Annotated in this window: 21 protein-coding genes and 1 tRNA gene; all 22 read left to right on the forward strand. The window is 51.5% G+C overall.

All coding sequences use genetic code 11. The features are described 5' to 3' along the window. The 22 genes from PsWM33_RS18020 to proS all read left to right on the forward strand — a co-directional run bounded on the left by PsWM33_RS18020 (position 1) and on the right by proS (position 21,918). Positions 1-77 (forward strand) — tRNA-Asp (locus PsWM33_RS18020). 662 nt (positions 78-739) lie between these two features. Then, positions 740-1,105: an NADH-quinone oxidoreductase subunit A gene (locus PsWM33_RS18025; RefSeq protein ID WP_057465615.1), complete on the forward strand. Its 366-nt coding sequence runs from the start codon at positions 740-742 to the stop codon at positions 1,103-1,105. Further along, the gene (locus PsWM33_RS18030) at positions 1,096-1,680 is read left to right on the forward strand and encodes a NuoB/complex I 20 kDa subunit family protein (RefSeq protein ID WP_057465614.1); all 585 of its coding nucleotides are present in this window, start codon (positions 1,096-1,098) and stop codon (positions 1,678-1,680) included. Before PsWM33_RS18025 ends, PsWM33_RS18030 begins: the two co-directional genes overlap by 10 nt. Before the next feature lie 100 nt (positions 1,681-1,780). Continuing rightward, positions 1,781-2,383 (forward strand): NADH-quinone oxidoreductase subunit C, encoded by a 603-nt coding sequence (locus PsWM33_RS18035; protein WP_057465613.1) that lies wholly within the window; start codon positions 1,781-1,783, stop codon positions 2,381-2,383. A 14-nt stretch (positions 2,384-2,397) separates the two neighbouring features. Beyond that, the gene (locus PsWM33_RS18040; protein WP_063297421.1) at positions 2,398-3,582 is read left to right on the forward strand and encodes an NADH-quinone oxidoreductase subunit D; all 1,185 of its coding nucleotides are present in this window, start codon (positions 2,398-2,400) and stop codon (positions 3,580-3,582) included. Further along, positions 3,582-4,382 (forward strand): NADH-quinone oxidoreductase subunit NuoE, encoded by an 801-nt coding sequence (gene nuoE, locus PsWM33_RS18045; RefSeq protein ID WP_063297420.1) that lies wholly within the window; start codon positions 3,582-3,584, stop codon positions 4,380-4,382. Before PsWM33_RS18040 ends, nuoE begins: the two co-directional genes overlap by 1 nt. A 3-nt stretch (positions 4,383-4,385) precedes the next feature. Then, positions 4,386-5,687: an NADH-quinone oxidoreductase subunit NuoF gene (gene nuoF, locus PsWM33_RS18050; protein WP_063297419.1), complete on the forward strand. Its 1,302-nt coding sequence runs from the start codon at positions 4,386-4,388 to the stop codon at positions 5,685-5,687. Positions 5,688-5,692: 5 nt separating this feature from the next. Further along, positions 5,693-6,043, forward strand: coding sequence for a pentapeptide repeat-containing protein (locus PsWM33_RS18055; protein WP_063297418.1), 351 nt, complete (start codon positions 5,693-5,695; stop codon positions 6,041-6,043). Further along, entirely contained in the window at positions 6,040-8,136 is a 2,097-nt protein-coding gene (gene nuoG / locus PsWM33_RS18060) for an NADH-quinone oxidoreductase subunit NuoG (RefSeq protein WP_063301138.1), read from the forward strand. The genes PsWM33_RS18055 and nuoG overlap by 4 nt, the downstream gene beginning before the upstream one ends. 13 nt (positions 8,137-8,149) lie before the next feature. Then, positions 8,150-9,223: an NADH-quinone oxidoreductase subunit NuoH gene (nuoH, locus tag PsWM33_RS18065; RefSeq protein ID WP_063301139.1), complete on the forward strand. Its 1,074-nt coding sequence runs from the start codon at positions 8,150-8,152 to the stop codon at positions 9,221-9,223. Beyond that, positions 9,220-9,456, forward strand: coding sequence for a hypothetical protein (locus PsWM33_RS18070; RefSeq protein ID WP_063301140.1), 237 nt, complete (start codon positions 9,220-9,222; stop codon positions 9,454-9,456). Before nuoH ends, PsWM33_RS18070 begins: the two co-directional genes overlap by 4 nt. A gap of 122 nt (positions 9,457-9,578) precedes the next feature. Then, on the forward strand, positions 9,579-10,067 hold the full coding sequence (nuoI, locus tag PsWM33_RS18075) for an NADH-quinone oxidoreductase subunit NuoI (protein WP_057465605.1): 489 nt from the start codon (positions 9,579-9,581) through the stop codon (positions 10,065-10,067). Between the two features lie 76 nt (positions 10,068-10,143). Then, the gene (locus tag PsWM33_RS18080; protein ID WP_063297415.1) at positions 10,144-10,758 is read left to right on the forward strand and encodes an NADH-quinone oxidoreductase subunit J; all 615 of its coding nucleotides are present in this window, start codon (positions 10,144-10,146) and stop codon (positions 10,756-10,758) included. A 112-nt stretch (positions 10,759-10,870) separates the two neighbouring features. Beyond that, positions 10,871-11,179 (forward strand): NADH-quinone oxidoreductase subunit NuoK, encoded by a 309-nt coding sequence (gene nuoK / locus PsWM33_RS18085; RefSeq protein WP_057465603.1) that lies wholly within the window; start codon positions 10,871-10,873, stop codon positions 11,177-11,179. Between the two features lie 7 nt (positions 11,180-11,186). Continuing rightward, complete coding sequence (nuoL, locus tag PsWM33_RS18090) at positions 11,187-13,166, forward strand: NADH-quinone oxidoreductase subunit L (protein WP_063301141.1); 1,980 nt, start codon at positions 11,187-11,189, stop codon at positions 13,164-13,166. Continuing rightward, positions 13,166-14,692 (forward strand): NADH-quinone oxidoreductase subunit M, encoded by a 1,527-nt coding sequence (locus PsWM33_RS18095; RefSeq protein WP_063301142.1) that lies wholly within the window; start codon positions 13,166-13,168, stop codon positions 14,690-14,692. Before nuoL ends, PsWM33_RS18095 begins: the two co-directional genes overlap by 1 nt. Before the next feature lie 17 nt (positions 14,693-14,709). Next, complete coding sequence (nuoN, locus tag PsWM33_RS18100) at positions 14,710-16,152, forward strand: NADH-quinone oxidoreductase subunit NuoN (protein ID WP_063301143.1); 1,443 nt, start codon at positions 14,710-14,712, stop codon at positions 16,150-16,152. A gap of 42 nt (positions 16,153-16,194) precedes the next feature. Further along, complete coding sequence (locus tag PsWM33_RS18105; RefSeq protein WP_208860436.1) at positions 16,195-16,935, forward strand: biotin--[acetyl-CoA-carboxylase] ligase; 741 nt, start codon at positions 16,195-16,197, stop codon at positions 16,933-16,935. 237 nt (positions 16,936-17,172) lie between these two features. Then, positions 17,173-18,840: a ribonuclease J gene (locus PsWM33_RS18110; protein ID WP_063301144.1), complete on the forward strand. Its 1,668-nt coding sequence runs from the start codon at positions 17,173-17,175 to the stop codon at positions 18,838-18,840. Between the two features lie 234 nt (positions 18,841-19,074). Beyond that, on the forward strand, positions 19,075-19,479 hold the full coding sequence (gene mce, locus PsWM33_RS18115) for a methylmalonyl-CoA epimerase (RefSeq protein WP_063301145.1): 405 nt from the start codon (positions 19,075-19,077) through the stop codon (positions 19,477-19,479). 156 nt (positions 19,480-19,635) lie between these two features. Beyond that, complete coding sequence (locus PsWM33_RS18120; protein ID WP_057465597.1) at positions 19,636-19,914, forward strand: DUF1467 family protein; 279 nt, start codon at positions 19,636-19,638, stop codon at positions 19,912-19,914. A gap of 678 nt (positions 19,915-20,592) precedes the next feature. Next, complete coding sequence (gene proS / locus PsWM33_RS18125) at positions 20,593-21,918, forward strand: proline--tRNA ligase (protein ID WP_063301146.1); 1,326 nt, start codon at positions 20,593-20,595, stop codon at positions 21,916-21,918. Positions 21,919-21,986: the final 68 nt, after the last annotated feature.

The raw sequence follows: 21,986 nt of genomic DNA on the forward strand, positions 1-21,986 counted from the left end.
GCGGGTGTAGCTCAGTTGGTTAGAGTGCCGGCCTGTCACGCCGGAGGTCGCGGGTTCGAGTCCCGTCACTCGCGCCACTTTCATTTACTACGAAAAGCACGGTGTTCGCTTTAAATAGCGCACCGTGCTTTCGTGTATTCTGGCTCATCTTCTCTGGATTTCATTGCATTATCTACCCATGTTTCCTGCTGAAGCTTTGCTGTCTTATATTTAGGGTAGGGGAGCTGCCGGATATGGCAGATTTAGCGGACAAGCTTTAGTAGGCAGGGGCTTAAAACAAAGTCCATTATGGTGGCTCATGGGTATTGTCCTGCGACTCTTCAATTGAGACGTTTTGACTATTTACGCAGAACTACGCAGGAAAATGCACCAATTTTATTGTCCGATTTTAAGTCTTGAGTAGTTTTCCCAAGCAATTGTTAGAAAACGTCATTTTTCTATTTTAATATGAGTATTTTACTCATAATATATATCTCTAGGTTTTTAGCGGCTTTTTAGTGCCCGCCTCTCGAGAATGTGATCTTCTCGTGGCGTAAGGCACTCTTTCCGACCCGATTTACTCCGTTGTAAGGTCTTGCGCAGATGGTGGGGCTAAGCTAATCGTGCGTTGCGGTGCGACTAGATACACCGGATCCTAGGGTGTCCTTCCAAATCTTACGCCCTACTTTCTGCCGTGTGTGCAGTGCACCAAGAGTTTTATTGGTCGCATGACCTGTTACGTCTAGGGACGGATATACAAATGGAAGACCTCCTCAGGGAGTACATCCCGATTGTCGTCTTTATCGGTGTTGCCCTCGTTATTGGCCTCGCGCTTCTCATTGCCCCGTTTATCGTTGCTTTCAAGAATCCAGATTCTGAGAAGCTTTCTGCTTACGAGTGTGGCTTTAACGCCTTTGATGACGCGCGTATGAAATTCGACATCCGGTTTTATCTGGTATCGATCCTTTTCATCATCTTTGATCTCGAAGTTGCTTTCCTCTTCCCATGGGCTGTTGCTTATGGTGGGCTGGGCTGGTTTGGCTTCGTCTCCATGATGATCTTCCTGGGCGTGCTCACGATTGGGTTCATCTATGAATGGAAGAAGGGAGCGCTGGAATGGGATTGATCTCTGACGGCTCCAAGCCTCTTGTCTCTGAAGCTCCAAAAGGGATCATTGATCCCAACACAGGTCGCCCAGTGGGCGAGAATGATCCGTTCTTCATGAATGTGAACAACGAGCTTTCTGATAAGGGTTTTCTGGTTACTTCCAGTGAAAGCTTGATTCAGTGGGCACGTACCGGTTCGCTTATGTGGATGACGTTTGGTCTTGCCTGTTGTGCAGTGGAAATGATGCAGATGTCGATGCCGCGTTATGACGCAGAGCGTTTCGGCTTTGCTCCTCGTGGTTCCCCACGTCAGTCTGATGTGATGATTGTTGCGGGTACGCTGACCAACAAAATGGCGCCTGCACTGCGCAAGGTTTACGACCAGATGCCTGAGCCTCGCTATGTGATCTCCATGGGATCGTGTGCGAATGGCGGCGGTTACTACCACTATTCCTATTCTGTTGTACGCGGTTGTGACCGGGTTGTTCCGGTTGATATCTATGTGCCGGGTTGTCCTCCAACTGCTGAAGCGCTGCTTTATGGTGTGCTGCTGCTGCAGAAGAAGATCCGCCGTACGGGTACGATTGAAAGATAAATTACAGGTCGTGCACTTTCGTGGTGCGCGGCCTTATCGACATTGCTGGCATGGGGTTCCTTGCCATTTGTGAGATGTCCAACCTATAGGAAACAAGGTAATGGACGAGACGCTTAGCGAACTCGGTGAATTTATCGAGCTAACGCTTGGAGACAAAGTTAAGGGCTGGTCGGTTGCTTATGGCGATCTGGCTCTTAATGTGTCCCATGATCAGATTATCAATGTTTTGCGTTTCCTGCGCGATGACGCGCGGTGCGGCTTTGTAGCATTGGTTGATATTTGCGGTGTGGACTGGCCAGCTCGGGAAAAACGTTTCGACGTTGTGTACCACCTGCTTTCCCCCGTTCAGAACCTGCGCGTTCGCGTGAAGGTTCAGACAGATGAGGCCACTCCGGTTCCTTCTGTCATCTCCATTTTTAAGGGTGCTGAATGGTTTGAACGTGAAGCCTACGACATGTACGGCATTCTATTCACCGGTAACCCGGATCTGCGGCGTTTGCTGACTGACTACGGTTTTGACGGCTTCCCGCTTCGCAAGGATTTCCCTCTGACGGGTTATGTAGAGGTTCGTTACGATGACACCAAGAAGCGTGTTGTTTATGAACCTGTGCAGCTTACACAGGAATTCCGTAGTTTTGATTTCCTCTCACCATGGGAAGGTACTGACTATGTGCTTCCTGGTGATGAAAAAGCATCGAACTGAGGCACAGGTAGAGAATGGCTGAGGCTCAGGTACGAAACTTTAATATTAACTTTGGTCCGCAGCACCCTGCGGCGCACGGTGTGCTGCGTCTGGTTCTTGAACTGGACGGTGAGGTGGTCATTCGCGTTGACCCGCATATCGGATTGCTGCACCGGGGTACTGAAAAACTGATCGAGCACAAGACCTATCTTCAGGCTGTGCCTTACTTCGACCGGTTGGACTATGTAGCACCCATGAACCAGGAGCATGCTTATGCTCTTGCTGTTGAGCGTTTGCTGGGCATTGAAGTGCCAAAGCGCGGTCAGCTGATCCGTGTGCTTTATTCAGAAATCGGGCGTTTGCTATCACATCTTCTGAATGTGACCACGCAGGCGTTGGATGTTGGTGCGTTGACGCCGCCGCTGTGGGGTTTTGAGCCTCGCGAAGAGCTTATGGGTTTTTATGAACGCGGTTGTGGTGCCCGTATGCACGCAGCTTATGTGCGTCCAGGCGGTGTGCATCAGGATCTTCCTGCTCAATTGCTTGAGGATATGTGGAACTGGTGTGATCCGTTCCTCAAAACTCTTGACGACATTGAAGGCCTTCTGACTGACAACCGTATCTTCAAACAGCGTAACGTTGATATCGGCATTGTTGATCTTGATGATGCCTGGGCAATGGGCTTTTCCGGTGTAATGGTCCGTGGTTCTGGTGCGAAGTGGGATCTGCGTAAGTCGCAGCCTTACGAGTGCTATGATGAAATGGAATTCGACATTGCAGTCGGTAAGAACGGTGACTGTTACGATCGTTACCTGATCCGGATGTTTGAGATGCGTCAATCTGTTCGCATCATGAAGCAGTGTCTGGAGATGCTGGGTAAGGAAACTGGCCCTGTTTCTTCAACCGATGGTAAAGTGGTTCCTCCGAAGCGCAATGAAATGAAGCGCTCCATGGAAGCTCTGATCCATCATTTCAAGCTTTACACTGAGGGTTACAAAGTTCCTGAAGGTGAAGTTTATGCAGCCGTTGAAGCGCCAAAAGGCGAATTCGGTGTTTATCTTATCTCTGACGGAACCAATAAGCCTTACCGCTGTAAAATTAAGGCTCCGGGTTTTGCCCATTTGCAGGCAATGGATTATATGTGCAAGGGTCACATGTTAGCTGATGTAGCTGCAGTAATGGGTTCTCTAGATATCGTATTCGGGGAGATTGACCGATAATGTCAGTGCGTCGTCTTCATCACGAACAACCAGATTCTTTTGAGTTCTCTCCAGAAAATCTGGAATGGGCGAATAAAGTTATCGCGCGTTATCCAGAAGGGCGTCAGGCATCTGCTGTCGTGCCAATTCTGTGGCGTGCGCAAGAGCAGGTTGGTTGGGTGACCGAACCAGCGATCCGTGTGATCTCTGAAATGCTCGATATGCCTCGCATCCGTGTTCTGGAAGTGGCAACCTTCTACACCATGTTCCAGCTGCAGCCGGTCGGTAAAAAAGCACACATTCAGGTGTGTGGTACGACCCCCTGTCAGCTGCGTGGTTCTGAAGAGCTTATCAAAGTTTGTAAAAGCAAGATCTCCGAGACCCCTCATACCCTTTCCGAAGATGGAAATTTCTCCTGGGAAGAGGTTGAGTGCCTTGGTGCTTGTGTAAACGCGCCGATGGTGCAGATCTTCAAAGACTTCTATGAGGATCTGGATGTTGAGAAGTTTGAAAAGCTTCTTGATAACATTGCAGGCGGAAAGCCGGTTCTACCGGGCCCTCAGGGTGTTGACCGTATCTTCGCGGCGCCAGAGGGTGGTCCAACCACATTGTTGAATATTGAGGACACCACAAAGGGTGCGCCTCAGGAAGCTATTGTTGTTGACGGTTCCGATGCAGCGTCACGGCACCATGCAGGTGCTGCTCTGAATACTGGCGGTGCTGGTTATACTGGTGTTCCTCGTCCGGCTGAGGCTGGTGTTGCGGAGTTCTTGGAGAGCCACCGCAAAGCTCAGGAAGCCAAAGCGAAAGGTGAGGGGTAAGCGATGCTGAACGATTCCGATCGTATCTTCACCAATATCTATGGTCTGCATGACTGGGGGCTCGAAGGGGCTCGTCAGCGTGGATCATGGTCTGGTACCAAAGACATTATTGACAAAGGTCGCAGCTGGATCATCGACGAAATGAAGACTTCCGGTCTTCGTGGTCGTGGTGGTGCAGGCTTCCCGACTGGCCTGAAGTGGTCCTTCATGCCGAAGGAAAGCGACGGTCGTCCGGCCTATCTCGTGGTTAATGCAGATGAGTCCGAGCCGGGTACCTGTAAAGACCGTGAAATCATGCGTCACGATCCTCACCATCTGGTTGAGGGCTGCTTGCTTGCTGGTTTCGCGATGGGTGCTATTGCGGCGTACATTTACGTGCGCGGCGAGTTCATTCGTGAACGTGAGCGCCTGCAGGCTGCGATTGATCAGGCTTATGATGCTGGCCTGATCGGCAAGAACAACAAGAACGGCTATGACTTTGATATCTACGTGCACCACGGTGCAGGGGCTTACATCTGCGGTGAAGAAACTGCACTGCTGGAAAGTCTTGAGGGTAAAAAAGGTCAACCGCGTCTGAAGCCTCCGTTCCCTGCGAACATGGGTATCTATGGCTGTCCAACCACAGTGAACAACGTGGAATCCATTGCTGTTGCCCCGACCATCTTGCGTCGTGGTGGTGCATGGTTCTCCGGTATTGGCCGCGAAAACAACGCTGGTACAAAATTGTTCTGTGTTTCCGGACACGTGAACAAACCTTGTACCGTTGAAGAGACCATGGGTATTCCGTTCAAGGAGCTGATTGAAAAGCACTGCGGTGGCATCCGTGGCGGCTGGGACAATCTGCTGGCGGTTATTCCGGGTGGTTCTTCTGTTCCTTGTGTGAAGGGCGAAGAAATTCGCGACGCCAAGATGGACTTTGACGGTCTGCGCGAAGTTGGCTCTTCCCTGGGTACAGCTGCTGTGATCGTGATGGACAACTCCACGGACATCATCAAAGCGATTGCTCGTCTGTCCTACTTCTACAAACACGAAAGCTGCGGTCAGTGTACGCCGTGCCGTGAAGGTACGGGCTGGATGTGGCGTGTTATGGAGCGGATGGTCAAGGGCGAGAGCTCTTATGAGGAAATCGACATGCTGTTCAAAGTGACCAAGCAGGTGGAAGGTCATACGATCTGCGCGCTTGGTGATGCGGCGGCATGGCCTATTCAGGGTTTGATCAAAAACTTCCGCCCTGTGATTGAAGATCGGATCGACAGTTACGTTGCTACGCAGCGCACACCGACCGACAAGATTGCGGCGGAGTAGGGGATATGAAGATCAGCAATGAGAAAAAACGTCTGGATGTGAATGAAAGCGACCTTTCAGGTTCCGTGTTTGATGACTGTGTCCTTTCCGGGTGCTCCTTTAATAACGTGAACATGTCTGGTAGCCGCATCAACGACGTTAACCTCTCAGGCTGGTCGATCCTTGATGCAAACCTTTCTGGTTGGTCAGTCGAGAAAGTCAATCTTTCTGGGCTGATCCTTGAAAATGCCAATCTGGCTGGCGCTAAAATCAAAAGCTGCCGGCTTGAGGGCATGACCATCGATGGAATTGAAGTGACTGAGCTTCTTGAAGCTTATCGGGCTAAAGAAGCTAAGGGTGAGGATGCCAACGCATGACCAAGCTTGTCGTCGACGGCAAAGAAATTGAAGTTCCTGCGGAATATACCGTTATGCAGGCCTGTGAAGAGGCCGGCGCGGAAATTCCTCGGTTCTGTTTTCATGACCGGCTTTCAGTGGCCGGCAACTGCCGCATGTGCCTTGTAGAAGTAAAAGGCGGACCGCCAAAACCGGTTGCCTCTTGTGCAATGGGCGTGCGCGATCTGCGTCCGGGACCAGAAGGCCAGCCACCAGAGATTTTTACAAAATCTCCTATGGTGAAAAAAGCGCGTGAAGGTGTGATGGAGTTTCTCCTGATCAACCACCCGCTGGACTGCCCTATCTGTGACCAAGGCGGTGAGTGTGATCTTCAAGATCAGGCCATGGCTTACGGTGTAGATAGTTCCCGTTATGCGGAAAACAAGCGCGCAGTTGAAAATAAATATGTCGGTCCGCTTGTGAAAACGATCATGACACGCTGCATTCACTGCACGCGCTGTGTTCGCTTTACGACCGAGGTTGCCGGTGTTTCTGAACTGGGCCTGATTGGCCGCGGTGAAGACGCCGAGATTACCACTTATCTTGAAGAAGCGCTTTCCTCCGAGCTGCAGGGCAACGTGATTGACCTTTGCCCGGTTGGTGCTCTGACTTCCCGCCCATACGAGTTCAATGCTCGCCCCTGGGAACTGGTGAAGACAGAAAGCGTCGACGTGATGGACGCTCTTGGCTCCGCTATCCGTGTGGATACACGCGGTAAAGAAGTCATGCGCATCATGCCTCGCCTCAATGAAGAGGTGAACGAGGAATGGATCTCCGACAAAACCCGCTTTATCTGGGATGGTCTGAAGACACAGCGTCTGGATCGCCCATACGTGAAGCAGAACGGCAAGCTAGCTCCTGCGAGCTGGACTGACGCTCTGAATGCGGTTGCGTCAAAGGTGAAAGCGGCTGGTGGTGCTAAAACTGCTGCGATCGCTGGTGATCTTGCTACTGTTGAAGAAATGTTTGCTCTGAAGGCTCTGATGGAGAGTGTTGGTTCTGCCAACATGGATTGCCGTCAGGATGGTGCACAGCTTGATCCGTCTCTTGGTCGGACAACCTATCTGTTTAACTCTTCCGTGGAAGGTATTGAAGACGCTGATGCAATTCTGCTCGTGGGTGCTAACCCACGTGTTGAGGCGCCAGTTCTCAATGCCCGCATCCGTAAGGTTTGGCGTCATGGCGGTGCAAAAGTTGGTCTGATTGGCCAACCTGCGGATCTGACCTACGACGTGGATTACCTCGGTGCTGGTCCAGACACTCTGGCGGACGTTGCTTCTGGCAAGAACGCATTTGCAGAGGTTCTGAAGAACGCTAAAAATCCAATGATCATCGTTGGTGAAGGCGCGATTGCCCGTGAAGACGGTGCTGCTGTACTGGCCGCTGCTGCCAAGCTTGCTGAAAGCGTTGGTGCTGTGAGCGATGAGTGGAACGGCTTTAACGTTCTTCACACTGCTGCCAGCCGTGTTGGCGGTCTGGATATCGGACTTGTTCCGGGTGAGGGTGGTCTGGATACTGGTGGTATTCAAGACGCAGCTGCCAAAGGCGACGTAGATGTTGTGTTCCTGCTTGGTGCAGATGAACTGGACATGGCTTCCTTCGGGGATGCGTTTGTTGTTTATATCGGCACCCACGGTGACCGCGGCGCACACCGCGCTGACGTTATTTTGCCAGGTGCTGCTTACACCGAAAAACCAGGTACTTTTGTGAACCTGGAAGGCCGTGTACAGCTGGCAAACCGCGCTGCATTCCCTCCTGGTGATGCACGTGAGGACTGGGCAATCATTCGTGCGCTTTCCGGTGCACTTGGTAAGCCGCTTTCCTTCAACAGTTTTGCGCAGTTGCGCGGAGCTGTTGTTGAGGCAGTTCCTCATATGGCGAATGTAGATTGCATCGCGACCGGTGTTGCTTCGGATGTTTCCAAGCTCAGCGTGCGCGGTGGTGACATGAATGGTGCCGGTTTCGCACAGGCATTCACTGATTTTTATCTAACCAACCCGATTGCCCGAGCTTCAGCGGTGATGGCCGAGTGTTCCGCACTTGCCATGCAGCGCCGAGCTGAGGCGGCGGAATAAGGGGACGGTGAGCATGGAAGCTTTTTTCTGGGATTATGGCTGGCCGCTGATCATCATGCTCTTCCAGAGCGTGCTCTTGATGGTCGTGCTGCTGCTGATCGTTGCTTACATTCTATACGCTGACCGTAAGATCTGGGCTGCTGTCCAGATCCGTCGCGGTCCTAACGTTGTTGGCCCCTGGGGCTTGTTGCAGAGTTTTGCGGATCTTTTGAAATTTGTTTTGAAAGAACCTGTGATCCCATCGGGATCTGATAAGTTCCTGTTTTTGTTTGCGCCGCTGGTGACAGTGGTTCTTGCTCTCGCAGCATGGGTGGTAATACCGGTTGCTGATGGTTGGGCGATTGCAAACATCAATGTGGGTATTTTGTATGTGTTCGCTATCAGCTCCCTTGGAGTTTATGGCGTGATCATTGCTGGTTGGGCCTCCAACTCCAAATACCCGTTCTTGTCAGCGCTTCGTGCTGCGGCACAGATGGTTTCCTATGAAGTTTCTATCGGCTTTGTAATCGTGACCGTTCTGCTCTGCGTTGGTTCGTTGAACCTGACTGAGATCGTTTATGCGCAGCAGACTCGCGGGCTTGCTCACATGCTGGGCGTGCCATGGTTGTCTATTTTGAACTGGTACTGGTTGCCGCTGTTCCCGATGTTCGTGGTGTTCTTTGTTTCCGCTTTGGCAGAAACAAACCGTCCTCCATTCGATCTGGCGGAAGCGGAATCTGAACTGGTTGCAGGCTTCATGGTTGAGTACGGCTCTACCCCTTACATGATGTTCATGTTGGGTGAGTATGTGGCGATCTCCTTGATGTGTGGTCTGATGACCATCCTGTTTATGGGCGGCTGGTTGCCTCCATTGGATATTGCACCATTCACCTGGGTGCCTGGTGTCATCTGGTTCCTGCTCAAGAGTTTGTTGGTGTTCTTCTTCATCTCCATGGCGAAAGCAATGGTCCCGCGTTATCGCTATGACCAGCTGATGCGTCTGGGTTGGAAAGTCTTCCTGCCGCTGTCACTGGCAATGGTGTTCATCGTGGCCTTCGTGCTGATGTTCATGGGCTGGACGCCGCCAGTGGGTGGATTTGGAGCATGATTTCCATCGCCGGGTTAATCGGCGGTGTCATGGGAATTTACCTTGGATGGCTGAACTACCGTCTCCTTCTTGGATTTATGGAGGCAGCCATTAACAAAGGAAAAGAGCTCAACCCAGCTGAAAAAGGTTGGGTTGAGCTGGCGGAACCGACGATCCGCAAAGTCATTTTTGCCCTAACGATAATCGGGATTCCGATTATCGGATATCTCGCCGGAGCTAGCATTGCTCCTTAATTCGAGAGGAAAGGGTAACGAGAACCTAGTATGACTTTTTAGAAGTGCTCATAGGTTCTCTTGGATTGTAATAGATCTTCCATGCCGGTGGCATGTTCGATCAAGAAAGGGCTGTAAAGGCTATGGGACTGGGACAGGCCGCAAAGTCGTTGCTTTTGAAGGAGTTCGTTTCGGCGTTTTTTCTTGCCATGCGTTATTTCTTTAAACCAAAGCCGACGATTAACTATCCCTTTGAGAAGGGTGCTGTAAGCCCGCGTTTTCGCGGTGAACACGCCTTGCGCCGGTATCCGAATGGAGAAGAGCGCTGCATTGCTTGTAAGCTGTGTGAAGCGATCTGCCCTGCGCAGGCCATTACGATTGAAGCTGGACCTCGTCGTAATGACGGAACACGCCGTACCACTCGCTACGACATTGACATGACCAAGTGCATTTACTGCGGGTTCTGTCAGGAAGCGTGTCCGGTGGATGCGATCGTGGAAGGCCCGAACTTTGAATTTGCGACCGAGACGCGGGAAGAGCTGTTCTACGACAAGGACAAGCTGCTTGCGAATGGGGAGCGGTGGGAGCGTGAGATCGCTCGCAATATCGAATTGGATGCTCCGTACCGTTAAGGTAACGGGAGTGGATTGTGTCCGGTTGGGGCTTTGCACTGACCGGGCGAGACAATAGGACAAAGGCAACCTAAAAATGGTTTTGCAGGCCCTGTTTTTCTATCTGTTTGCCGCACTTGCGGTGGCCTCTGCCTTCATGGTGATTGCTTCTCGCAATCCGGTTCACTCAGTGCTGTTCCTCATCCTGTGCTTCTTTAATGCAGCCGGGTTGTTTGTACTGATTGGTGCCGAGTATCTGGCGATGCTTCTGGTTGTTGTCTACGTGGGGGCGGTCATGGTGCTGTTCCTGTTCGTGGTCATGATGCTGGATGTTGACTTTGCCGAAATGCGTCAGGGGTTCTTGCAGTATTTGCCAATCGGCGCGCTGATTGGTGCAATTCTGCTGGCTGAACTCTTGATGGTTGCCAGTGGCTGGTACATCGCCCCTGGCATGTTAGGTGAAGGGTCCGCCCCGACACCTCCTGTTGAGCAGACACAAAATATCGCCGCTATCGGTGAATTGCTTTACACCCGCTACATTTACTGGTTCCAGATTTCTGGTCTGGTGCTGCTGGTTGCAATGATCGGTGCGATTGTATTGACCCTCCGCCATAAGCCGGGTGTACGCCGTCAGAATATCTCTGAACAGAATGCCCGTCGTCCTGAAACTTCGATCGAAGTGGTCAAAGTTGAAAGAGGCAAGGGGTTGTAAGGCGCGTTTGTAACGGGTCTTCACCATTAATTCGTACCGGAGAAAAGGCCTTCCTCTTGAGGGTTCCTTCTTCGGAGTTTGAATAGAAAACGGGGAGCACTGAGAGGCGCCCATGGAAATTGGCATAGCGCACTATCTCGGGGTCGCAGCGATCCTATTCACCATCGGGATCTTTGGCATCTTTCTCAACCGAAAGAATGTCATCGTGATCCTGATGTCTATCGAGCTTTTATTGCTCGCAGTTAATATCAACCTGGTGGCATTTTCCTACTTCATGCAGGACATGGTTGGTCAGATCTTTGCGCTCCTGGTTCTTACCGTTGCAGCAGCAGAGGCGGCTATTGGTCTTGCTATTCTGGTTGTTTACTTCCGTAACCGCGGCTCTATTGCCGTGGAAGACATCAATATGATGAAAGGCTGAGGGGCGGATGTTTTCAGCAATCGTTTTTCTGCCGTTGCTTGGCTTCCTGATTGTCGGAATGTTCGGCAATCGGCTTGGGGTCAAAGCCAGCGAGTACATCACCAGCGGCTTTATGATTGTCGCAGCCCTTTTGTCTTGGGTGGTGTTTTTTCAATTCGGCATTGGGTCGGAGAGCACTCAGATTGTAACAATCTTCCGTTGGATCACCTCTGGGGATCTGTCGGTTAACTGGACAATCCGGGTCGACACACTCACCGCAGTGATGCTGGTGGTTGTGAACTCCATTTCCTGTGTGGTTCACATCTACTCTATCGGGTACATGCACCACGATCCGGATCGTCCGCGGTTCTTTGCTTATCTGTCTTTCTTTACCTTCTCAATGTTGGCACTGGTCACCTCTGATGACTTGCTGCAAATGTTTTTTGGTTGGGAAGGCGTTGGTCTGGCATCGTACCTGTTGATCGGATTCTGGTACAAAAAACCTTCTGCCAATGCGGCTGCGATGAAAGCCTTCATTGTTAACCGCGTGGGTGACTTTGGTTTTGCTCTGGGTATCTTCGGTGTTTTCTACCTGTACGGTTCCATCGACTTCACGACGATTTTCAGCAGCGGCCCTTCTCTTCTTGAAAGCAAAGAGCCTGTTCTGAATTTCCTTGGGTATGAATTGATGCCTGAAGCGGCACTGACAGTTATTTGCCTGCTGCTCTTTATGGGTGCCATGGGTAAGTCAGCTCAGTTCCTGCTTCACACCTGGTTGCCGGATGCGATGGAAGGCCCAACGCCTGTTTCCGCGCTGATCCATGCAGCGACCATGGTGACGGCTGGTGTGTTCATGGTTGCGCGTCTTGCTCCAGTCTTTGAACTTGCGCCAACAGCTCTGACGGTTGTGACCTTCGTTGGTGCGACGACTGCCTTCTTTGCTGCGACCATTGGCTGTGTGCAGAACGACATCAAGCGCGTGATTGCATATTCCACCTGTTCTCAGCTGGGGTACATGTTCGTGGCGCTGGGTGTTGGTGCGTTTGGTGTTGGTATCTTCCACCTGTTCACGCACGCGTTCTTTAAAGCACTGCTGTTCTTATGCGCTGGCTCCGTTATTCACTCTGTGTCTGACGAGCAAGACATGCGTAAGATGGGGGGGTTGCGTAAGCACATTCCATGGACCTACTGGACCATGATGATTGGTACACTGGCCCTGACTGGTTTCGGTATTCCGTTCACCTATATCGGTACAGCTGGCTTCATCTCCAAAGATGCGATTATTGAAGCTGCTTATGTCGGTCACAACATGTTTGCGTCCTATGCCTTCTGGGCAACAGTTCTTGCAGCTGCGATGACCAGTTTTTACAGCTGGCGTCTGGTGTTCATGACCTTCCACGGTAAACCTCGGGCTTCTGTTGATGTGATGAAACACATCCATGAGAGCCCATGGGTTATGCTTGTGCCGCTACTGTTGCTTGCACTTGGTGCAGCTTTTGCCGGTATGGTATTCAAGGAAGCGTTCATCGGTCACGACTACCTTCATTTCTGGAAGAACGTCTTTGGCGGTACGAACAGTGAGCTCGCAGTCATTGAAGAAATGCATCACGTCCATTGGCTCGTGAAGCTTTCCCCATGGCTTGCAATGGCTGGCGGTTTCATTCTTGCTTACCTCTTCTACATCGCTAAACCAGATATGCCGAAGGCTCTGGCAGAGCGTCATAAGCCTCTGTACCTGTTCCTCCTGAACAAGTGGTACTTTGATGAGCTTTATGACTTCCTGTTCGTGAAACCTTCTCTGGCTCTTGGCCGCTTCCTGTGGAAGCGCGGTGACGGCACTGTGATTGACGGACTTGGTCCTGACGGTGTTGCCTCACGCGTTCAGCAGGTTACCGGTTGGGTTGTTCGCCTGCAGTCTGGCTACATCTATCACTACGCATTTGCCATGTTGATCGGGGTTGCCTTCTTCGTGACACTGGCCATGTTCTCCGGTGGGGGAGTTCATTAATGAACGACTGGTCCATCCTTTCCATCACAACATTTCTCCCACTGGTCGGTGTGTTCTTCATCCTTCTGGTGCGGGGGGATGACCCAGATGCGAAAACGAATATTCGGCGTGTTGCGCTGATTACGACGAGTTTCACATTTATCGTCTCCTTGTTCATCTGGGGCGGGTTCACCAACGAGAACCCTGGCTTCCAGATGGTGGAGAAGCACAACTGGTTTGGTGAAACCTTCACCTACCATATGGGCGTTGACGGCATTTCCATGCTGTTCGTGATCCTGACTACTTTCCTTATGCCGCTGTGTATTCTGGCGAGTTGGGAAAGCATTCAGAACCGCGTCAAGGAATACATGATCGCTTTCCTCGTACTGGAAACACTGATGATCGGTGTGTTCTGTTCGCTGGATCTGGTTCTGTTCTACGTGTTCTTTGAAGCTGGCCTCATTCCGATGTTCCTAATCATCGGTGTTTGGGGTGGCCCGCGCCGCGTTTATGCAAGTTATAAGTTCTTCCTGTACACTTTGCTCGGCTCTGTGCTGATGCTGGCAGCTATCATGGCTATGTACTGGCAGGCTGGTACGCTGGATATCCCAACTCTTCTTAATGAGAGCGAATTCCCGGCAGCGATGCAGACGTGGTTGTGGCTGGCTTTCTTCGCAAGCTTTGCGGTGAAGTTGCCAATGTGGCCTGTTCACACCTGGTTGCCAGATGCGCACGTGGAAGCGCCGACGGCTGGTTCTGTTGTTTTGGCTGCGATCCTGCTGAAGATGGGTGGTTATGGGTTCTTAAGGTTCTCATTGCCAATGTTCCCAATCGCTAGTGATATGTTCGCACCGTTCATCTTTACGCTGTCTGTTGTGGCGATCATCTACACCTCACTGGTGGCGCTGGCTCAGGAAGACATCAAGAAGCTGATTGCTTACTCATCTGTCGCTCACATGGGCTTCGTGACCATGGGCATCTTCTCTGCCAATGCGCAGGGTATTGAAGGTGCGATCTTCATGATGCTAGCTCACGGTCTGATCTCTGGCGCGCTGTTCCTGTGTGTTGGTGTGATTTATGACCGGATGCACACTCGTCAGATTACGGCTTATGGTGGCCTCGTGAACAACATGCCTCGTTATGCGGTGGCGTTCATGATCTTCACTATGGCAAACGTTGGTCTGCCAGGTACCGCCGGTTTCGTGGGTGAGTTCCTGACTCTGATTGGTGTGTTCCAAGTGAACACCTGGGTGGCGTTCTTTGCTGCGACTGGTGTGATCCTGTCTGCTGCTTACGCTCTGTTCCTTTACCGCCGCGTCGTCTTTGGTGCGTTGGAGAAGGAAAGCCTCAAGTCCATGCTGGACCTGACAGGTCGTGAGAAGCTGATCCTGGCTCCGCTGATCATTTTGACTATCTTCTTCGGGTTCTACCCAGCAGCAGTGCTGGATGTGACGTCCGCGTCCGTTGGTGCCCTTATCGAAAACTACAATGCCGCGCTTGATGCAGGGGGTCTTGCCCATGCAGCCGCTGCAGTGTCTAGCCATTAACAGGGGACCGTGCACTCATGAATGCTGAGCTTCTAGCTATTCCTGATCTAATGCCGGTATTGCCCGAGATCCTTCTGGTTCTCGGCGCAATGGTCCTGCTGATGGTTGGAGCTTTTGGTGGAGAGAAATCCACTCCGCTGGTAACGGGTATCTGCGTTGCGTTGCTCACTGTTGCAGGTCTGATCCTGCTGGTGAGCCCGCATTACGGCACAACATTTGACGGCGCATTCGTACAGGACGCGTTCTCCCAGTATATGAAAATACTGGTGCTGATCGGGTCCGGCTTTGCGATTGCGATGTCCGTTGCTTACGCACGTTCTCAGAACTTTGACCGCTTTGAATACCCGATCCTCATCGTGATCGCGACCGTTGGTATGATGCTGATGCTTTCAGCCAACGATCTGATCTCCATGTATCTGGGTGTTGAGCTGCAGTCTCTGGCGCTTTACGTGGTTGCTGCGATTAACCGTGACTCTGTTCGCTCTACTGAGGCTGGCCTGAAGTACTTCGTCCTTGGTGCGTTGTCTTCCGGTATGCTGCTTTACGGTATGTCCTTCATCTACGGCTTTACCGGCCACACTGACTTTACTGGCATCGCGGCGGCTCTGACAGACGATCGTGCATCCCTTGGTCTGGTGTTTGGTATCGTGTTCATGCTGGCAGGTATTGCCTTCAAGATCTCTGCGGTTCCATTCCATATGTGGACCCCGGACGTTTATGAGGGTGCACCAACACCGGTTACTGCGTTTTTTGCAGCAGCGCCTAAGATTGCTGCATTCGGTATGCTGATCCGTGTGCTGGTTGAGCCTTTGGGTAGTGTGACCACTGACTGGCAGCAGATCGTTGTGTTCATCGCTATCGCGTCCATGGGTCTTGGTGCCTTTGCTGCGATTGGGCAGAAGAACATCAAACGTCTGATGGCATACTCTTCCATTGGTAACATGGGTTACGCTCTGGTTGGTCTGGCAGCTGGTACTGAAGCTGGTGTCCACGGTCTGATCGTGTTCATGACAGCTTACCTTGCGATGACACTGGGTGCGTTTGCTTGCATCCTGTCCATGCGCCGCAAGGAAGGTATGGTTGAAGAGATCTCCGATCTTGCAGGTCTTTCCAAGACCAACCTGCCAATGGCAGTGTTGCTTGCAGTGATCATGTTCTCCCTGACCGGTCTGCCACCACTCATTGGCTTCTTTGGTAAGTTCTACGTGTTCATCGCTGCGATGGATGCAGGTCTTGCTCCATTGGTCGTGATTGGTCTGGTGACCAGCGTTGTGGCTGCTTACTATTACCTGCGTGTGATCAAGGTCATGTTCTTTGATGATGCGACTGGCGAGTTCCTGCCAATGTCCGGTGAAATGAAAATTGTGCTTGGTCTTTCCAGTGCAGTCGTCGGACTGTTCTTCATCATGCCGGAGCCAATTATGAATGCGGCTGCCAATGCGGCTGGCGTTCTGTTCTAGTTTCCTATGATGAACCTTGGACAATTAAAAGACGAAGGCCCGGTGCGATCTGCACCGGGCTTTTGTTTTGAGTACTACGACCAGATCGGGTCCACCAACACCCACGGCCTGCACAAGGCACGGGAAGGGCATCCGGGTAATCTGTGGGTCCGCTCCGATATTCAGTTGAGCGGGCGCGGACGCCGTGGACGGGCGTGGACTTCGGAGACCGGCAATCTGTTTGCCTCAGTGTTGCTGCGGGTGGGTGTACAGAACGAGAAGATCGTTCAGCTGCCCTTTGTGGCGGCTCTTGCCCTTGGAGAGGCCATTGAACGGGCAACAGGTGCGCACAATCTGGTGCAGCTGAAGTGGCCGAATGATGTGCTCATCGACGGACAAAAAGTCTCTGGCATATTGCTTGAGAGCGAAAGTGGGCCTAATGGTGAGCTGTGCCTTGTGTGCGGTTTTGGCGTCAACGTGTCTCATCACCCGGATCTGGGTGATTATGCTGTTACAGATTTACGCAGCATGGGATACATGTGTGAGCCGCAACAGGTCTTTGACGCACTTGCGCAAAGTTTTGCACGATGGCTGGAAACGTGGAAAGCTGCCAGTGGGTTTGAAGAGATCAGATCTGCATGGCTGCGACGCGCCGTGGGGCGCGGGAAACCGATCCGTGTCCGCCTGAGCAATGAAGAGTTTTCCGGTGTCTTTATGGACATCGACCAAATGGGTCGCCTGATCGTCAAGATGGATCATGGTGGCGAGCGGCTGGTGACAGCCGGAGATGTTTTCTTTTCCTGAAGACGTGCAAAGCGTGTTCTGCTGGCTTTTTGAATACTAAGGCCACTCGTCTGTCAGGACATAGAGCAAGTTGCGTTCATTTGCATTCACGCATCTCGCTCTTAGTTCTTTTGTTTGAGCGAATTCCTGTTGCTTGATTGGTCCCAATCAAACGGAACGCGCTCTAGAGTTTATACGCATATTCTCATTCCGAGAACCGGAACCATTTATTGGGGATATGCTTTGAAGGAGTCTTAGATGTCGAGCACTCAAGAGCTCGTATTCCTGCCTTTGGGCGGTGTTGGCGAAATTGGAATGAACCTTGGTCTTTATGGATATGGACCTGAGGACGACCGTCGCTGGCTGATTGTTGATTTTGGTGTCTCATTTGCCGGACCGGAATTGCCTGGTGTGGACCTTGTTCTGCCAGATATTCGTTTTCTGGAAGAAGAGCGGTCTCGCATTGATGGCATCGTCATCACGCATGCTCACGAAGACCATTACGGGGCATTGTCCTACCTCTGGAAGCGGCTCGAACTGCCGGTCTACGCGACCGAGTTCACTGCTCGCCTTCTGGAAGCCAAGCTGATTGGCGATGGTGCGGATTATGAAATTCCGGTGACTGTTGTTAATCAGGGAGATCGTTTCAAAGCCGGTATCTTTGATATTGAGATGGTGACCATGACCCACTCGATCCCGGAGCCGTGTGCTCTGGCTATTCGTGTTGGCGGTCAGTTGGTGTTGCATTCCGGTGACTGGAAGATCGATCTGACACCGGGCATTGGTAAAGCGATCGACCTTCAGCGTTTGCGTGAACTGGGAGATGAAGGCGTTGATGTCTTTGTCTGTGACAGCACCAATGCAGTCCGTGACGGGGTCAGCCCGAGTGAAGCGGATGTGAAGGAAGAGCTGACACGGATCATCAAAGAGGCACCGAACCGTGTTGCTGTGACCACGTTTGCCTCCAACGTTGCGCGTATGCGGGCGGTTGCTGAAGCGGCAATGGCGGCAGAGCGTGAGATTGTTGTGATTGGCCGGAGTATGCAGCGCACTGTCGAGATCGCGCGTGATCTGGGCTATCTTGATGGACTGGCGCCATTCCGTGATGAAGAGACCTATGGATCTTTGCCGCGTGATAAGGTTGTTGCTCTTTGCACTGGGTCTCAGGGCGAAGCGCGTGCCGCAATGGCCCGTATTGCGGGTGATCAACACCGTCAGGTCGCGCTGTCTGCGGGGGATATGGTTATCTTCTCCAGTCGGACTATTCCGGGCAATGAAAAGGCTGTTTCCAACATCATCAACCAGCTGACCCACGAAGGGTTGAAGGTGGTGACAGATCGTGATGCGCTGGTGCACGTGTCTGGGCATCCGCGTCGTGGTGAGCTGGATCAGGTTTACAATCTTGTGCGCCCGAAGAAAGTTCTACCGGTTCACGGTGAACCACTGCACCTGCAGTGTCATAAGGACTTTGCTATCAGCAAAGGCGTGAAGGACATTAAGATCATCCGTGATGGCGACATGGTGCGCCTGCATCCGGGTGGGCTTGAGGTCATTGATGAAGCGCCTGCCGGTATTCTGGTTCGTGACGGCCATTTGATTGCAGCGCCTGAGGAAACTGGTGTTCAGGAACGGCGCAAGCTTTCTTATGGTGGCTGCGTGATGGTTTCGCTGATCGTGGATGGCCGTGGTGAGTTGCTTGGCGATATCGATGTGGTTCTGTTCGGGATGCCGGATGAAACTGAAAACGGGACACCGTTTGAGGATGCCGTTCGGGATGCCGTTTATGGTGCTGTGATTTCCATTCCAAAGAGCCGCCGCCGTGATGTGGAACTGGTGCGTGAAGCTGCCAGACGGGCGGGGCGTTATGCAGTTGTAGAGCATTGGGGCAAGAAGCCTCTTTGTAAGGCATTGGTGCAACGCGTCTGATCCTCAGACACATTTTTCGAGACAATCAAAGGCCGCAAATGAGCATATCATCTGCGGCCTTTGACTTTTGATCCAATGGACTTTGTGAATGAAATCTGTTCCTTAGAACTCATAGGCGTTCATCTGCAGATACGTGCTGTACTCTGACATTTTGTTTGAGCAGCTTCTTGTCATTTGATTGTGTGCAATCGAATGGAACGCGCTCTAGAACAAAGAGTTATTGGGAGGACCGTCATGATTGGACGATTGAACCACGTCGCGATTGCCGTGTTGGATATGGAAGAAGGCCTGAAAGTGTATCGTGATGTACTCGGCGGCATTGCCTCAGAGAAAGTGGCACAGCCGGATCATGGTGTTTCAACCGTGTTTATCGAGCTTCCAAATACGAAGATCGAGCTGCTGGAGCCGCTTGGCAAGAATTCTCCGATCTCCAAGTTTCTGGAGCGTAACACGCAAGGTGGTATCCATCACATCTGTTATGAAGTTGATGACATTCTTGCCGCGCGCGATCAGCTGGTTGCCAATGGAGCCCGTATTCTGGGTGATGGTGAGCCGAAGATTGGTGCACATGGCAAGCCGGTGTTGTTCTTGCACCCAAAAGACTTCCTTGGAACATTGACCGAGTTGGAACAGGCTTAAGTTCGCCTTGAAAGACTTGTGGTTTGAGGAAACTGGAAGGCTTTCGGTTCGGGCCTAATTCTTGTAGGTAAAAACCTGTAGTGTGCTGGTTGCTTTGTGATACAACAGTAAGGTGACCAGCCGCAGAAGAAACAAGAACGTTCCAGGAGCACATTTATGGCTACGCCGCTACTCGTTGCACTCTACTTTATGATGTGGTGGATTTTGTTTCTGGCCATTTTGCCGTTTGGTGTTCGCACCCAGGCGGAAGAGGGCGAAGTGGTTCCGGGAACGACTGAGAGCGCGCCCAAAAATCCTCAGATGCTGAAGAAAGTGATCATCAACACGATTGTAACGACAATTGTGTTCGTTGCCTTCTATTGGTTTCTTGAGTCCGGCCTTGGCGCGCATCTGTTTCCACTTGTTGATCAATTAATGGGCAACGCTCCTTCCTGATTTTGGTTTTGCACATCAATTGTGTGGCGTAAACTCAGCGAGTTACAGAGCGAATCCATAAAGTATCAAAAAAGCGATTCTCTGGAATCGCTTTTTTGCGTTTAGAGGGGGGGGGTGGAGAGACACTTGTCCCTGCTGTGTTCAGGTTCTGGTGAGTATGCTGATATGAGCAAACTGAATGCGGTATTCATAGAATTTCATTCAGTGAAACGGCAGAAATTGGCGAAAAAAAAGCAAGGCCGAAGCCTTGCTGTTAGAACGAGTTCCGCGTCTAAATGTTCTCTTTGCACTTGCGTAGAGTGCCGGCTGCAACCAAACGGGCGCCCGAGAACCTTCCTCCCAAGACTAAAGATCGCGATACCTTGCAACACCGCTTAAGGGTGTTGTTTTTATTGTTGAACAGACACTAACGTAATCACATTAGTTTGTCATCATTTTGTATCAATTCGCCGTAATTTTTTGCTTGCCTAAAATTTTAGCTATAATTTTCGGAGAATCCGTGAACTGAACCCAAAGGTGTAGGCAAAAAACTGCGTGTATGGGGAAATATGTCTTAGAAAATTGGCATATAGCCATGTTGGCAGTTACAACAGGCGTTCTGCTTGCTAAGAAGACATAGAAATGATGCTTGGTGGTGAGCCAGAGCTTGCGTGCCTTAAAACCTGAAGAGTTAAACTAATGCGTTTGTCCCGATATTTCCTGCCTATTTTGAAGGAAACTCCGAAAGAAGCCGAGATCGTATCGCACCGCCTGATGTTGCGTGCGGGTATGATCCGTCAGCAGTCAGCCGGGATTTATGCATGGTTGCCGCTTGGCCACCGTGTGCTCAACAAGATTCAGCGTATTGTTGAAGAAGAGCAGAACCGCTCCGGTGCTGTCCAGCTGCTTATGCCAACCATTCAGCCTGCTGACCTATGGCGCGAAAGTGGCCGCTATGATGCATACGGCAAAGAAATGCTGCGCATTGAGGACCGTCATGAGCGTGAAATGCTTTTTGGCCCAACCAATGAAGAGATGATTACTGACATCTTCCGCAGCTATGTGCGCTCCTACAAGGACCTGCCGCTGAACCTTTATCATATACAGTGGAAGTTCCGCGATGAAGTGCGTCCTCGTTTTGGCGTGATGCGTGGTCGCGAGTTCCTGATGAAAGATGCTTATTCTTTCGATCTGGACAAAGAGCGGGCAACAGAAGCCTACCGCCGCATGTTCGTGGCTTACCTGCGTACCTTTGCGCGTATGGGTCTGACAGCAATTCCTATGAAGGCTGACACTGGGCCTATCGGCGGCGATCTGTCTCACGAGTTCATTGTGCTGGCAACTACCGGTGAGAGCGAAGTGTTCCTTGATAAGGACATCCTTGGTCTGCCAACACCGGCTGAAGACATCGACTTTAATGGCGATCTTTCCGGTATTATTGAGCAGTGGACCACGCCTTACGCTGCCACTGATGAAATGCATGATGAAGCTGCCTTCGAGGCTGTTGCAGAAGATAAGAAGGTTTCTGCACGCGGTATCGAAGTTGGCCACATCTTCTACTTCGGCACCAAATACTCCGAGCCTATGGGCGCGAAAGTGATGACTGCTGAAGGCAAGGAACAGCCTGTTCACATGGGCTCCTACGGCATTGGTGTGTCCCGCTTGCTGGGCGCGATCATTGAAGCGTGCCATGATGATGATGGCATTGTCTGGCCAAAAGAAGTTGCGCCGTTCCATGTTGGTTTGATCAATATGAAGGTTGGTTCTGAGTGCGATGACGTTTGTGAGAGCGTTTACGCAGAGCTGGAAAAGGCTGGCGTTGAAGTTCTTTATGATGACCGCAAGACCAGTGCAGGCCAGAAGTTTGCAAGTATGGATCTGATTGGTCTTCCATATCAGCTGGTTGTTGGCCCTCGTGGTCTGAAGACTGGTGAAGTGGAAGTTAAAGACCGTGCAACTGGTGATCGCGAAATGTTGACCCCGGAAGCAGCTGTCAACAAACTGATTTCTGCCTTAAAAGGCTGATATCAGCGAAGCTTGGGGTAACTCAGTAGCTTCAATGGTATGTTAGGTGCCGGCGGCCTTTCCGCTGC

Origin of the sequence: Pseudovibrio sp. WM33, assembly GCF_001623165.1 — a bacterium.
GTDB lineage: Bacteria > Pseudomonadota > Alphaproteobacteria > Rhizobiales > Stappiaceae > Pseudovibrio.